The 14118-nt window shown below is 63.0% G+C and carries 14 protein-coding genes; 2 read left to right on the plus strand and 12 right to left on the minus strand.

The window, feature by feature from the left end; translation table 11 throughout:
* From lpxB to pyrH, 12 genes are all read right to left on the minus strand, one after another.
* Positions 1-1162, minus strand: a 1162-nt coding sequence (gene lpxB, locus HCZ87_RS15865) for a lipid-A-disaccharide synthase (RefSeq protein WP_167645237.1), incomplete at its 3' end; no start/stop codon positions are given.
* A 1-nt stretch (position 1163) separates the two neighbouring features.
* The gene (locus tag HCZ87_RS15870; protein ID WP_167645239.1) at positions 1164-1952 is read right to left on the minus strand and encodes an LpxI family protein; all 789 of its coding nucleotides are present in this window, start codon (positions 1950-1952) and stop codon (positions 1164-1166) included.
* A gap of 15 nt (positions 1953-1967) precedes the next feature.
* A complete protein-coding gene (gene lpxA / locus HCZ87_RS15875) occupies positions 1968-2753 on the minus strand; it encodes an acyl-ACP--UDP-N-acetylglucosamine O-acyltransferase (protein ID WP_167645241.1) in 786 nt (261 codons plus the stop codon).
* The gene (fabZ, locus tag HCZ87_RS15880; RefSeq protein ID WP_167645243.1) at positions 2753-3235 is read right to left on the minus strand and encodes a 3-hydroxyacyl-ACP dehydratase FabZ; all 483 of its coding nucleotides are present in this window, start codon (positions 3233-3235) and stop codon (positions 2753-2755) included. Before fabZ ends, lpxA begins: the two co-directional genes overlap by 1 nt.
* 65 nt (positions 3236-3300) lie before the next feature.
* On the minus strand, positions 3301-3915 hold the full coding sequence (locus HCZ87_RS15885; protein WP_368484137.1) for an OmpH family outer membrane protein: 615 nt from the start codon (positions 3913-3915) through the stop codon (positions 3301-3303).
* A 43-nt stretch (positions 3916-3958) separates the two neighbouring features.
* Positions 3959-6310 (minus strand): outer membrane protein assembly factor BamA, encoded by a 2352-nt coding sequence (gene bamA, locus HCZ87_RS15890; RefSeq protein WP_167645247.1) that lies wholly within the window; start codon positions 6308-6310, stop codon positions 3959-3961.
* Positions 6311-6787: 477 nt separating this feature from the next.
* Positions 6788-8140 (minus strand): RIP metalloprotease RseP, encoded by a 1353-nt coding sequence (gene rseP / locus HCZ87_RS15895; RefSeq protein ID WP_167645249.1) that lies wholly within the window; start codon positions 8138-8140, stop codon positions 6788-6790.
* 4 nt (positions 8141-8144) lie between these two features.
* Positions 8145-9317, minus strand: coding sequence for a 1-deoxy-D-xylulose-5-phosphate reductoisomerase (gene dxr, locus HCZ87_RS15900; protein ID WP_167645251.1), 1173 nt, complete (start codon positions 9315-9317; stop codon positions 8145-8147).
* Positions 9318-9319: 2 nt separating this feature from the next.
* On the minus strand, positions 9320-10093 hold the full coding sequence (locus HCZ87_RS15905; protein ID WP_167645253.1) for a phosphatidate cytidylyltransferase: 774 nt from the start codon (positions 10091-10093) through the stop codon (positions 9320-9322).
* Entirely contained in the window at positions 10090-10860 is a 771-nt protein-coding gene (locus HCZ87_RS15910; protein ID WP_175582293.1) for an isoprenyl transferase, read from the minus strand. The genes HCZ87_RS15905 and HCZ87_RS15910 overlap by 4 nt, the downstream gene beginning before the upstream one ends.
* A gap of 9 nt (positions 10861-10869) precedes the next feature.
* Positions 10870-11433, minus strand: a complete 564-nt coding sequence (frr, locus tag HCZ87_RS15915; protein WP_167645257.1) for a ribosome recycling factor — start codon at positions 11431-11433, stop codon at positions 10870-10872.
* Between the two features lie 190 nt (positions 11434-11623).
* A complete protein-coding gene (pyrH, locus tag HCZ87_RS15920) occupies positions 11624-12370 on the minus strand; it encodes a UMP kinase (protein ID WP_167645259.1) in 747 nt (248 codons plus the stop codon).
* A gap of 142 nt (positions 12371-12512) precedes the next feature.
* Here pyrH and miaA point away from each other — a divergent pair, with 142 nt between their 5' ends.
* Entirely contained in the window at positions 12513-13388 is an 876-nt protein-coding gene (gene miaA / locus HCZ87_RS15925; RefSeq protein ID WP_167645261.1) for a tRNA (adenosine(37)-N6)-dimethylallyltransferase MiaA, read from the plus strand.
* Between the two features lie 119 nt (positions 13389-13507).
* Positions 13508-14118 (plus strand): AraC family transcriptional regulator (locus HCZ87_RS15930; RefSeq protein ID WP_167645263.1); only part of this gene is annotated, 611 nt, incomplete at its 3' end.

Below are 14118 nucleotides of genomic sequence, written 5' to 3' on the forward strand. Positions count from 1 at the left end.
CCCCCGGCAACCGCGCCAGCACCGCCCGGGCGGCCCGCAATCCAGGCGACTCGCCCGCTTCGCCAATCCGCTCCATAGTGACGCGCATCGCGTCCTGCTGCGCGCCGGGCGCGCCATGGACCTCTTCCAGCTTCGTGGCAATCAGATCGGCACGACAGTCCGGGCCGAGGCATTCCGGCACCACCCTTGTGTCGCTGACCAGGTTGACCAGCGTCACCGTATCAATCAGCGCCATGCGTTTCATGATCTGCCAGGTCAGCGCGTTAAAGCGATAGGCGATGACCATCGGCGTGCGCGCCGCCGCCAGCTCCAGCGACACCGTGCCAGAGGCGGCCAGCGCCAGATCCGCACAGGCAAAGGCCGCGCGTTTATGGGCCGCGAATTCAAGCGCGCCCCAGTCGTTCGGGTCCAGCAACACCGTGCCCTCGGGCCAGCCGTCCAGACCTGCGCGCAGCATCGGCGCCACATGGGCGGCGGCTGGCAGCACGATGCGGGTCTCCGGGTGCTTGGCCTGATAGGCGCGCAAGGCCGCGCCAAATACCTCTGACAGCCGCCCGACCTCGGAGCGCCGCGACCCCGGCAAGGCCAACAATACCGGCGCGTCGCCGAGATCGAAAGCGGCGCGAAAGGCTGCGATCTCATCCGCGCTGGCCTGCGGCTCCGCCACCACCGGATGGCCGACAAAATCGCATTCCATGCCGGCGGCTTCCATATAGGGCGGCTCAAACGGCAAGAGCGCCAGCACATGGTCGATGTGTTTTGCCATCTTCGCCGCCCGCCCCGGACGCCAGGCCCAGACCGAGGGCGCCACGTAATGCACCGTGCGAATATCGCTGGCCTGTTTCACCAACTTGGCGACGCGCAGCGAAAAATCCGGGCTGTCGATGGTGATCATCACATCCGGCTGCATGGCAAGCACCGCATCAGCGGTTTCGCGGATGCGGCGTTTCAGATGACGGTATTTCGGCAGGATCTCGGCAATGCCCATGACCGAAAGCTCCGCCATAGCAAATTGCGAGCGCAGCCCCTCGGCCTGCATCAGATCACCGCCGATGCCCTGAAACGCCACATCCGGGGACAGCTGCTTCAGCCCGCGCATCAGCGCCGCTCCAAGCCGGTCGCCTGATGGCTCGCCCGCCAGGATAAAGACCCGCAGGCTCATCTCAGCCCTGCCGCAGCCAGAGGAACATGCCGCGCCGGTCACAGGCGGAAATCACCTTGTCGCGCTCCAGCACGATAACGCCCCCGGCCTCCAGCACGATACCGTTGAGCCCAGCCATGGCAGCGCCCTCGACCGTTGCGGGACCAATGGCGGGCAGATCCGCGCGCCGGTCCTGGCCGAGCTTGGGCGCCTTGTACAAGAGCCCGCCCTGCCCGTCCGGTCGCGTGGCAAGGCTTGCCAGCATCCAATCGGTGCCAAACAAGGTCTCGATGGCGATCGCCTGCCCCGCCCGCACCACGCAGGCCTGGCCCACATCGGCGGAACTCAGCGCCGCCGCGATCTGCGCCGCGCGCGTTGCATCCGCCTTGTCGATCTCGCCGGGCTTGACCTTGGTGGGGATGCCCTCCTCCATCAGCAAATCCGGCGCGATCTCATGGGCCGCACGCACGCGAAAGCCGCTTTGCTCCAAAATCGCGATGACCGCGCGCAAGGCGCCATCATCGCCGGAGGCAATCGCCCCCTGCAAGACCGGCACCAGCGGCAAGGTCGCGGCATCAAGCGCCGTGGGGTCGATCGGCGGCCGGGGCACCGCCCCCGCCATGCAGATCTCGGTTACCTGTGCCGCCTTCAGCCGCTCAAGAAAGCTGCCGAGCTGCTCCAGGCGAAAGGTGATCTCGGCCTCCACCATATCCGGTTCGGACCCGGCCATGGCGCAGATCAAGGGACGCTCGGGCAAGCGCGCAATCAGTTCGGCAGGCAGTTTTCCACGGCCGGCAATCAATGCAATCATTCTGTCTGGCCTTTCTCAGCCGCCGGGGGTCAGGAAATGGCGATCACTTTCTGCGGTGATAAAGGCAACGATTTCCTGCACATATTGGCTGTCGCTCTCCTCGCCCAGACGCTTGGCCCGCTCGGCAAAGGTGCCCTCGCCCTGGGCCAGCATCTGAAAGGCGGCGCGCAGCGCGGTGATATCCGCGCGGTTCACACCGCGCCGTTTCAGCCCCACGAGATTGAGCCCGTCCAGCTCGCCCCGCGACGCCTGCACCAGCCCATAGGGGATGACATCATTGGTCACCATGGTGACCGCGCCAATGATGGCGCCGCGCCCGATCCGCACCCATTGGTGAATGCCGGAAAGCCCGCCGATGATCACGTCGTCCTCCAGCACGCAATGGCCGGCGACGGCGGCGGAGTTCACCACGATCACCCGATCCCCGACCTGCGCGTCATGAGCGATATGGCAGCCCGCCATAAACAGCCCGTCATCGCCAATCCGGGTCACCGCGCCGCCGCCTTCGGTGCCCGCGTTCACGGTGACATGCTCGCGGATCCGGTTGCGCTTGCCGATCACGGTGCGGCATTTCTCGCCCTTGAACTTCAGATCCTGCGGGATCTCACCGATCACCGCAAAGGAGAAGATCACCGTATCATCGCCGATTTCCGTGTCGCCGGTCAGTACCACATGGGATTTCAGCTGAACACGATCCCCCAGCACCACCTCGGGGCCGACAATGCAGAACGGGCCAATTTCGCAGCCCTCGCCGATGCGGGCGCCGTCCTCAATGATCGCGCTGGGGTGAATGGCGCTCATCAACTGGCCTCGCTTGCACGGTCCACCATGGCGGTGAACTCCGCCTCGGCAGCCAGTTCGCCGTCAACCGTGGCCCGGCCGGAGAATTTGAAGATCTTGCCACCCGGCTTGCCGCGCAGGGTTTCCACATGCATCTCCAGCACGTCCCCCGGCACCACCTTGCGGCGGAATTTGCATTTGTCGATGTTCATGAAATAGATCAGCATTTCAGTGCCGATCAGATCCATGCCAACCCCAAGCATCACCCCGGAGGTCTGCGCCATCGCCTCGACGATGGTGACGCCGGGCATGATCGGCGTGCCGGGGAAATGGCCCTGGAAGTGGGGTTCGTTCATGGTGACATTCTTGATGCCACGCGCGGATTGATAGCCGTCGATATCGACCACCTTGTCCACCAGCAGGAACGGGTAGCGATGCGGCAGGATCTGCTGGATCAGGCCGATATCGGCGCTCTTGAGGTCGGAGGTGGCGTCAGCACTCATAGGTCTCATTCCCTAGATTTTCGTTATGATTTTCCTAGCAAGCCACGCGGGATGGGGCAAGAAGCTCAGGGCTGCTCGACGCCAGGCTCGTTCAGCTCGCTGCCATCGCCCAGAACGGCGTCTATCCGTGCGATCGCCAGATCGGTGATATCAATCGACTCGGCGCTCAACAGAATACTGGATTGTTCCAGAATCGCCGCAGCCCCGGTTTCCGCCATGAGCTGTTCCAGAATCGGAATGGAGGTCCGGCGAAAGGCACGTTGCGCCTCTTCCCGCGCCGAGGCGATTTCCTGGAATTTGGTTTCCTGGGTGCGGCGGGTTTCCTGCACCTTTTGGTCAAACGCCTTTGCCAAGGCCCGAAAGGCCTCCGGCTCGGTGCTGTCGCGGCGCTCGGCGAGATCCAGTTCCTCGGCGCGCAGCTCGGCTTCGATGCGGCGGTTCTCCGCCATCAGAACGGCACTGCGGCCTTCCATCTCGCGGGCGATGCGCTTGCCATAGGCGCTCTCGGAAAACAGTCGATCAGAATGGAGCGTCAGCAACGGGCTGCTGGGCACGCCCAAATTATAGCCCGGCGAAAATGCCCTCTCGGCAGATTGCGCGGCAAGGTCGGTCTGCGCGGCCGTGGTCGCGCTGTCCTGTGCATAGGTTGGCGCAGCGCATAACGCTGTGGACAGCGCGATCGCTGCCCACAGTCGTGACAGTGTTATGCCCCGCATCAACAGATCAGAACCGGGCCTGAATGGTCAGGTCGAAGTTCCGCTGCTTGTCGAAGTCTTCCTTGATGATCGCCTGCGAGAAGTTGAAGCGCAGCGGCCCCAGCCCCGTGGTCCAAAGCAGCGAAAACCCGACGACATGGCGGAAGGAGCCGCTGCGACCGACGATATTGCTCGACGCGGCCGTATTGGCGTTTTCCAGCCCCCAGAGGTTGCCGACATCATAGAACAGACCGCCACGCAGGCCGATCTCTTCCGGCAGGCCCAGCGGGAATTCCGCGTCAAACCGCGCCGCCGCATAGAAGTTGCCGCCCAAGGAATCGTCATAGGTGCCGCCGCTGCCGTTGGGCGACAGATCCCGGGGCCCGATACCGCCAGGTTCAAACCCGCGGATCACATCGGAGGACAGCAAGAAACGGTCCACCGTGCGGCTGTTGTTGTCGCCAAGCCAGCCCAGATAGCCCGCCTCGATGGTGGCGCGCAGGGTGACCTCTTCGTTGAACACCAGCTTCTGCGCCACAACCTTACTGGTCGCGCGCAGGAATTCATTGTCGCCACCAAGGCCGGCGTAATCAATGCCGCTCTGGACCAGGAAGCCCGCCGTCGGGTCAAGCCCGGTGCGCCGGCTGTCATAGGTCAGCGTGAAGCCGACCGAGCTGGTGGTGCGCTGCCCCTCGTTGATTTCGCTGGTAAACACCGGCCCGGCGATCGGGTTGCCGTTGCTATCATTGCCACGCGACTGCATTTCGTCGCGATCCCAGGCATAGCGCAGCTGCAACGAGGTGGTTTCGCTGGCATCAAAGGTGATCGAAGGCCGGAAGATCAGCGCAGAGGTATCATAGTTCGCAAAGCTCGAATCTGTCGTATTCAAACCCAGATCAACGGCGAATTGCAGATCCCGCCCCAGCAGTTTGGGTTCGACAAACCGCAGGTTATAGGCTTCGGAATCTTCCGCTGTCGAAATATTGAACGAAAGCTGCTGCCCACGCCCCAGGAAGTTGTCCTCGGAAATCCCGATCGCGACACCAATCCCATTGTCGACGGAGTAGGACCCGCCCAGCGTAAAGGAGCCGGTCGGTTGTTCGACCACGTCAACATCCACGATGACTTCGCTCGGCGTGCTGCCTTCGCGCACATCCACCTGCGCATCGGAGAAGAACCCAAGCGCCCGGATACGTTCGGCGGAGTTGCGGATTTCACGCTGGTTCAGCGGATCGCCCTCGACCGTGTTGAACTGGCTGCGGATCACCCGGTCCAGCGTCGTGGTATTGCCCTCGATGTCGATGCGTTCCACAAAGATGCGCGGCCCGCGCACCATGGCAAATTCCACATCCAACGTCAGGTCACGCTCGTTGCGCGTCACCCGGGGTTCCACGCGCAGGAAATCAACCCCCTGCTTGACCGCCAACTGCTCCAGCGTGGTGATCGAATTCTCCATCACCAGCGGCGAATAGGTCACGCCGGATTTGATCCGCAGTTCCTTGCGATACACATCCGGGTCGGCATCGGGGAATTCGCTGGTGACAGTGATGTTGCCAAATTCGTACTTCTGCCCCTCGGTCACATCCACCACCAGGAAGGCGGCATCGCGTTCGTTGGTCACCTCGGCGTTGATGCTGTTGATCTTGAAGTCGATGTAACCGCGCGAGCGATAGAAATCGGTCAAGACCTGGCGATCAAACTGGATCCGGTCTTCGATCAGCGTATCGCGGTTAATCAGCGCCCGCAGGAAGGTGGCCTGTTTGGTTTGCAAGACACGGCGCAAACGACGATCAGAGAAGGCGCGGTTGCCAACAAAGGATACCCGTTCGACCTCGACCGTATCGCCTTCGGCGATCTCAAAGATCAGATCCACACGGTTGTCTTTGCGGCGAATGATGCGCGGCGTCACGGTAGAGGCCAGCCGGCCTTGCGCGCGATACAGCTCCGCAATCGCAGCGGCGTCCCGCTCGGCCTGATCGGCACTGAACACCCGGCGCGCCGCGGACTCGACAACCTCGGCCAATGCGTCATCTTTCAGGCGTTTGTTGCCCTCAAAGTTGATGCGGCTGATGGTCGGATATTCGACGACCTTGATCACCAGCGTATTGCCACGCGGCACCAGCTCCACGGATTCAAACAGCCCGCTGTCAAAAACGCCCCGATAGGCATCATTCAGCGCACCGCCGCTCACGCTTTCGCCGCGCGAGAGCCCGGTATAGGCCACGATCGTGTCGCTCTGAATGCGCTGATTGCCTTCGACACGCACATTCGTGAATCGGTAGCTCTGCGCCGATGCGGACATTGGCGTAAACCCAAGCCCCAGCACAAGAATCGCCGTCAGCGCGGTGCTTCCCAGAATATTCTTTGCAGAAACGGACATGGAACCTCCCCGGCGCGCCGCGCGGACAACCACCGCGTTTTTCCCCCAGACCATCAATATTAACCCAATTATTATAGCAGCTTGAAAAGTGCGTATCGGGTTTGCCCGCGGTTGTCAAAAACTACAAAAGCAGCGGACGCAATGCCGCTGCTTTTGTTCCCTTCAGGCCACCATTTTGGCCAGGAAAATATGGGGATTCCCCTATGTATTTTCCGGCTCAGACCAGGGCCACGACCCAAGCCCCGGTCATGATCGACGCCGTAATTGCACCGATAAACAAGGCCCTGTCGACGTTTAGCCGAACCAAGAGGCCCAGGCCCGAATAAACCTGCTGCAAGCTCTGCATGGCATGCTCCCGTATTTTACACGATTCCGCCGCAAGAGCTGGAATCACTCACCCGGTCCCGACCCTAGTCAGGATTTATGGCAAGAAGGGGGCAGCAAGATGGCAGCCACGCCGCAGTCCGGCAGGCCCGATCAGCAGAACAAAAGATCGTTGCTGAGCGAGAACATCATCAGGCCAAGCACCAGCGCCAGCCCCACGGTCATCAGGATCCGCATGGCCCGCTCGCTGGGGGTGCGCCCCGTCACCGCCTCATAGGCGAAGAACACCAGATGCCCGCCGTCCAGCACCGGCACCGGGAACAGGTTCAGAAGGCCAATCCCCGTCGAAAGCGCCGCAATCAGCCAGAGGAAATCCACCGCGCCCTGGCTCGCCATGGTGCCAGAGGTCTCGGCGATCGCCACCGGACCAGAGAGGTTGCAGGTGCTGATATCGCCAGTGATGATATGTTTCAGCCCGGAGAGCGACTGTTCGATCATCAGCCAGACCTGAGTGGCGCCCTGCGCAACGGCCTTGAACGGCGAGATCGCGCTTGTGGCCGGCTCAAAGGAAAGCCCGCCGACAACGCCGATGCGCCAGCTGCTCTGAAAGCCGCCGCTGGCTGTGGGTTCATCGGTCCGCCGCGGGCTCAGTGTCACATCGCGGGTCTCGCCATCGTTCCAGACCTTCAGCGCCAATGGGGCACCATCGGCGGCCTCGACGCGGGTTTTCAGTTGCGAGAAGGCAAAGACCGGCGTGCCATCAATCGCGGTGATCACATCCCCCGGGCGCAGCCCCGCATCCGCGGCCGCGCTGCGCGGTGCAATCGCCACCACCAGGCTTGGCCGCAGATTGGGGCCTTTGACGTCAATCTCCGCGCCATCGCGCAGCACGCGGTAGTCCTGCACCGGTTGTTCGGGCAGCGCCCGCTCGAACGCGCCCCAGGCGGCGCCATCAGAAAACGCCGGCGTCGGCGTGCCGGCAATCGCCAGAACCTCATCGCCAGGTTTCAAACTATAGCCCTGATCCGGCAGCGCCTTGAGCGATCCCACCGTGAGCGGGTCTTCGATCCGGCCCTGGCTCAGGCTGACGCCCGCAAAAATCAGGATCGACAGGATAAAGTTGAACATCGGCCCCGCAGCAACCGTCGCCGCCCGCGCCCAGAGCGGGGCACCATGCATGGTCTTGCGCAGCATCGCCGGGTCCTGCTCGACGGCGCGCATCGCGTCGCCATCCATGCCGGAGGCCGCATTCGCGTCGCCCAGGAATTTGACAAAGCCGCCAAAGGGAAACAGCGCCACTTGCCAGCGGGTGCCGCGTTTGTCGACGCGGCTCATCAACACCGGGCCAAAGCCGAGCGAGAACACCTCCGCGTGGATGCCACTCCAGCGGCCAACAATGTAGTGGCCATATTCATGCACCGCCACAATGACCGAGAGCAACACGACAAAACTGCCGACCGTGTAGAGGAACCCGCCCAGTTGCGAGACCAGAGATACTGCGTCCAAAACTCTATCCTGTTTTTTTCAAGACGGCCTGATCCGCCGCCTGTCGGGCCAGATCGTCAATCCGTGTGACGTTTTCAAGTGTCATTGCGGCATCAATAAGGTCCGGTTGCGCCTCAAGGGATGCCAGCACCTGCTCCGTTATGGTCGCCATGTCGAGAAAGCCAATACGCCCCGCGATAAAGTGATCCAGCGCGCGCTCCTTGGCGGCGTTGAACACCGCACCGCTGAGCCCGCCGCGCGCCATCACCTCCTGCGCCAGCCGCAGCGCCGGATAGCGTGCCGAGTCGGGGGCTCGAAACTCCAGCTGGCCCACCGTGGCGAGATCCAGCCGCGCCACCGGCAGATGCCGACGGTCCGGCCAATGCAGCGCATAGCCGATCGCATGGCGCATATCCGGCGCGCCGAGGTGGCTCATCAAGGCGCCGTCGCGAAAGCCCACCAGCGCATGCACCAGGGATTGCGGATGGACCAGCACCTCGATCTGTTCAGGCGCGACGCGAAAGAACTCATGCGTTTCAATAACTTCCAGCGCCTTGTTAAACATAGACGCGCTGTCGATGGTGATGCGCTGCCCCATGTCCCAATTGGGATGCGAGGAGGCCTCGGCCAGGGTGGCGGTCTGCAAACGCTCCATCGGCCAATCGCGAAAGGCCCCGCCCGAGGCGGTGATGATGATGCGCTCCACCTCAGAGATACGCTCGCCCACGAGAGCCTGAAACACGGCGGAATGTTCGCTGTCCACCGGCAGGATCCGGGCGCCATGGGCCTTGGCGGTCTGCATCAGCAAGCGTCCGGCGCAGACCAGCGATTCCTTGTTGGCCAGCGCCAGCGTGCTGCCCTGTTCCAACGCCCTGAGGCCGGGCGCAAGCCCCGCCGCGCCAACAATGGCAGACATGATCCAATCCGCCGGACGGCTCGCCGCCTCCAGCAGCGCCTGAGTGCCAGCCGCAGCCTCCACGTCACTGCCCGCAAGGGCGGCGCGCAGCTCCGGCAAGCGCGCCTCATAGGCGGTGATGGCAACCTCGGCGCGCAGCTCCCGCGCATCCCGCGCCAGCTGCGCCACATTATGCCCGCCGCTGAGCGCCACCACGTCATAGCGCGCCGCATCCCGGCGGATCAGGTCAATGGTGTTTTGCCCGATGGAGCCGGTGGCGCCAAAAATCGAAACCCTGCGCATGCTCATCCCCAGAACAGCATCACCAGAACGCAGAGGGCAGAGGCCCCCAGCATCCCGTCGAACCGGTCAAAGACGCCGCCATGGCCCGGGATCAGCTGGCTGGAATCCTTGACGCCCATGCGCCGCTTCATCGCGCTTTCGACGATATCGCCCATCTGGCTCGCCAGGGAGACGCCCACCGACAGCAAAATGAGCGCGCCTGGCAATCCCGCAAACAGCGCAAAAACCGCGCCAACCAGCGCCGCGCCGACCCACCCGCCAGCGGTGCCGGACCAGGTCTTCTTGGGGCTCACGCGCGGCCAGAATTTCGGCCCACCGATGTGTTTTCCGACGAAATATCCCGCAATATCAGTGACAACCACGACGGAGATCAACCAGAGCGTCCAGATCAGCCCATGGCTGTCACGCAGCCAGATGATGCCAAAGGCGCCAATCATCACCCAGATCGCCATGCTCGCAAAGACAGGGTAATCCTGACGGATGCGGATCAGCCCCAGCGCCACCGGCACCAGTAGCAAAACCGGCACCACGACAGGCACCGTCAGCGAGGCCACCGTCAGTGCCGCCGCCGAAAGGATGCCGACATTCAGCGCCGCGTCGCCTTGCTCGGGCGCCAACATGCGAAACAGCTCCCACATGACCGCGCCGGTAAACAGGGCCACCAAGAGACTGAAAACAAGCCCCCCGGCATAGAGCGCCAGCGCCCCGGCACCAACCAGCACCACGGCAGAGAGGGTCCGGGGCAAGAGATCAGACCAGCGTCCCTGCCCGCTCATGTTTTTACCGCGCCGAAACGACGGTCGCGACCACCATATCCCTGACAGAGGCGCGCCAGCTCCTCGGCGGTGAAATCCGGCCAGAGCGTGTCGATGAATTCATATTCCGCATAGGCGGACTGCCACAGCAGGAAGTTGGAAATCCGCGCCTCGCCCGAGGTGCGAATGACCAGATCCGGGTCGGGCAGCACACATGTATCCAGATAGCGCGGCAGGGTTTCCTCATCGACGCTTTCGGGATCCAGCTTGCCGCTGGCCACATCCTGCGCCAGCCTCTTGGTGGCGCGAGCCACCTCGTCGCGGCCGCCGTAGTTCAGCGCAATGGTCAGATGGGTGCGATCATTGTCGGCCGTTTCACGCTCCAGCGCGTCCATCAGCTGGATCAGCTTCTTGTCCAGCCGCTCCCGGTCGCCGATGAAACGCACCCGCACGTTTTTTGTCGCCAGCGCCTTCATCTCCTTGGAGATATAGCGCCGAAACAGGCTCATCAGCCCGGCCACCTCGACCTGGGTGCGTTTCCAGTTCTCGGTCGAGAAGGCAAATATCGTCAGGTATTTGACACCAAGCGCAGGGCAGCATTCGACCACCTCGCGCACCCGTTTGGCGCCGGCGTGATGGCCAAACAGCCGTGGCCGCCCGCGCGCCTGCGCCCAGCGGCCATTGCCATCCATAATGATCGCGACATGTCTGGGCCCGGCCTCGGGCCCGCCTGTCACATCATCTTTGCCTGTCCTGGCAGGCGCCCTGGTGTCCGTCCCAATTGGCATTCGGGGCGATCAGACCTGCATGATTTCTGCTTGCTTGTGCTCAAGCGCGTCATCGACAGCTTTGATCATCTTGTCGGTCAGATCCTGCACCTCGGATTCCCAGAACTTCTGGTCGTCTTCGGACATGCCGTCGGCCTTGGCCTTCTTGATCTGGTCCATCCCGTCGCGCCTCACGTTGCGGATCGAGACCCTTGCGTGTTCGGCATATTGACCGGCCACTTTGGTCAGATCGCGGCGGCGCTCCTCGTTGAGCTCCGGGATCGGCAGCATGATGATGGTGCCATTGAGCTGCGGGTTGATGCCCAGCCCGCTTTCGCGGATGGCCTTTTCAACCTTGCCCACCAGACCCTTGTCCCAGACGTTGACGGTCACCATGCGGGGTTCCGGCACGTTGACGGTGCCCACCTGGTTGATCGGCGTCATGGAGCCATAGGCGTCCACCATCACGGGCTCCAGCATCGAGGCAGAGCCCCGGCCGGTGCGCAAGGACGCGAATTCGGTCTTGAGGTTGGCCATGGCGCCATCCATGCGGCGTTTCAGGTCGTCGGTGTCCAGTTCGAAATCGTCAGACATATCTGCTCTCCCCTAGCTTGAGGCGGTCTTCAGGACGGCTCTTACGCCATCGTGGATGTATTGTATAGCGATCAGAGCGGGGAATTGCCCGTGGAAACAAGCGGTCCAGGCATTTCCCCGCAGGGTGCAGAGACCGCAGCCTCCGGCTCTCAGGCGCGTTGTGCCCCGCACGGACGCCGCGCCGCGCAGCTTAATGCACCTTGGTAAAGATCCCCTCGCCCGCCAGCACATTCTTGAAGGCGCCGGGCTGATCCAGACCAAACACCATCAACGGCAGGTTGTTGTCCCGCGCCAGCGCAATGGCAGAGGCATCCATGACCTTCAGGCGTTTGGACAGCACGTCGTCATAGCTGACGGTGTCATAGCGCTTTGCCTCGGGGTTGGTCTTGGGATCCATGTCATAGACCCCGTCAACGCCGTTCTTGCCCATAAAGATCGCTTCGCAGTTCATCTCATTGGCGCGCAGCGTGGCGGCGGTGTCGGTGGTGAAATAGGGGTTGCCGGTGCCCGCGGCAAAAATGCAGACGCGTTTTTTCTCCAGATGGCGCACGGCGCGGCGGCGGATATAGGGTTCGGCCACCTCATCCATGCGAATGGCCGAGATCACCCGGGTAAAGACGCCCACGTCCTCCAGCGCCGATTGCATCCCCAGTGCGTTCATCACCGTGGCCAGCATGCCCATGTAATCCGCCGTGGTGCGCTCCATCCCCTGAGCAGAGCCGGATAGCCCGCGGAAAATATTGCCACCACCGATCACCATGCAGATCTCGACACCCAGGTCATGCACCGCTTTCACCTCTTCGGCGATTCTGCGCACGGTCGGCGGATGCAGGCCAAAGCCCTGCGTCCCCATCAGGGCTTCGCCGGAAATCTTCAGCATGACACGGTTATAGGTGGCAGCCGGTGAAACATCCGGCTGTTCTGGGGTCTGAGGCATGTTGCGCTCCGCGATATGTCGGGGTTTAATTTCCCGGCAAAATGAAGCAAAAGCCGCCCGGGATCAATCCGGCCAGCCGGATAAATGCCGATCTTCTTTCCTGCGCCGCCGCGCGGGGCCCAATGAGCAGCGGAATGGCGTGATGAACCTGGACCATATTGCCGATGACAAACCGGTGCTGATCGCCGGGCCCACCGCCTCCGGCAAATCGGCGCTGGCGCTGGCAATCGCCGAACAACAGGGCGGCGTGATCATCAATGCCGATGCCAGCCAGGTCTATGCCTGCTGGCGCGTGGTCACCGCCCGCCCCTCCGCCGAGGAAGAATCGCGCGCACCCCATGCGCTTTATGGTCATCAGCCCTATGACGCGATCTATTCCGCCGGTCATTGGCTGCGCGAGGTCACGCCCTTGCTGACGGGGGGCGAACGGCCGATCATCGTTGGCGGCACCGGGCTCTATTTCCTGACCCTGACCGAGGGTATGGCCGAAATTCCCGCCACCCCGCCCGAAGTGCGCGCCGAGGGCGACGCGCTCAGCCTTGCCGACCTTAGCGCCCAGCTGGACGCCGCCACTGCCGCGCGCATCGACATGCAAAACCGCGCCAGGGTACAGCGCGCCTGGGAGGTGCTGCGCACCACCGGGCGGCCCCTGGCGGAATGGCAGGACGACACACCGCCGCCGCCGCTGCCGCTTGCGGCCTGCACGCCGCTGGTGCTGGAGGCCGACAGGGACTGGCTGGAGAGCCGCATCCGCCGCCGCTTTGCCAAGATGCTGGCCGAGGGCGCGCTGGAGGAGGCCCGCGCGATGCAGGATCGCTATGATCCCGCCCTGCCCTCCTGCAAGGCGATCGGTGTGCCCGAACTGATGGCCTATCTGGCGGGGGATCTCAGCCTTGAGGCGGCCGAGGAGCAGGCCTCGATTGCGACGCGGCAATATGCAAAACGCCAGCGCACCTGGTTCCGCGCGCGCATGAAGGTATGGCAAAAGATCGCGCCTGACGCGATCACGTCCCCATAACCCCCTAAATTTTTTTGGGATTTTCCAGATTACGCCGCGGCCCCGGCAAAAAAGTTGATAGAATCAGTTGCCCCCGCCAAGCTGGTCCCAGTCTTTGATCCAAGGGTTGCTGCGCCATCATGCCATATGATCCCCACTCCCCAGCGCCGCTTGAGGTGAGCCCGCTTCTGCGGTTCATGTCGGGTGGCAGCTGGCAGCTGGAGCTGGCCCATGAGCGCGATTGTCACCTGCTGATCTGGATCACCCGTGGCCAGGGGCGCTTGCTGCTGAACGGTCAATGTCGCGGCTTTGGCCCCCATACCGCCATCTGCATCCCCGCCCGCACCCTGTTTTCGCTGGAGCTGGGACGCCAATGCCAGGGCCAGGTTCTGACCATCGGCGAATCCGTGCCCTGCGGCCTGCCCGATACCGCGATGCAGATCCGAGTCGGCGATATGCAGGAGCAGGCCCGGCTCAATTCCCTCTTCGAGGCGATGCTGCGCGAACAGCAGGTACAGGACGATCACAGCGCCCGCGCCATCCTCAGCTATGCCGATCTGGCGGGCATCCATATGTCGCGCCTGTGGCAGGCCACCGGACAGCCCGCGCGCAGCACCGCCGCGCAGCGCCTGTGCCGGGCCTATTGCCAGCGACTGGCGCAGGATGCTGAGGGGGCCTTCAACATGGCCGGCCATGCAGAGCATCTGGGCGTGACCCCCACCCATCTGACACGGGTGTGCAAACAGGAAAC

This window comes from Phaeobacter sp. HF9A, assembly GCF_011806385.1.
GTDB lineage: Bacteria > Pseudomonadota > Alphaproteobacteria > Rhodobacterales > Rhodobacteraceae > Epibacterium.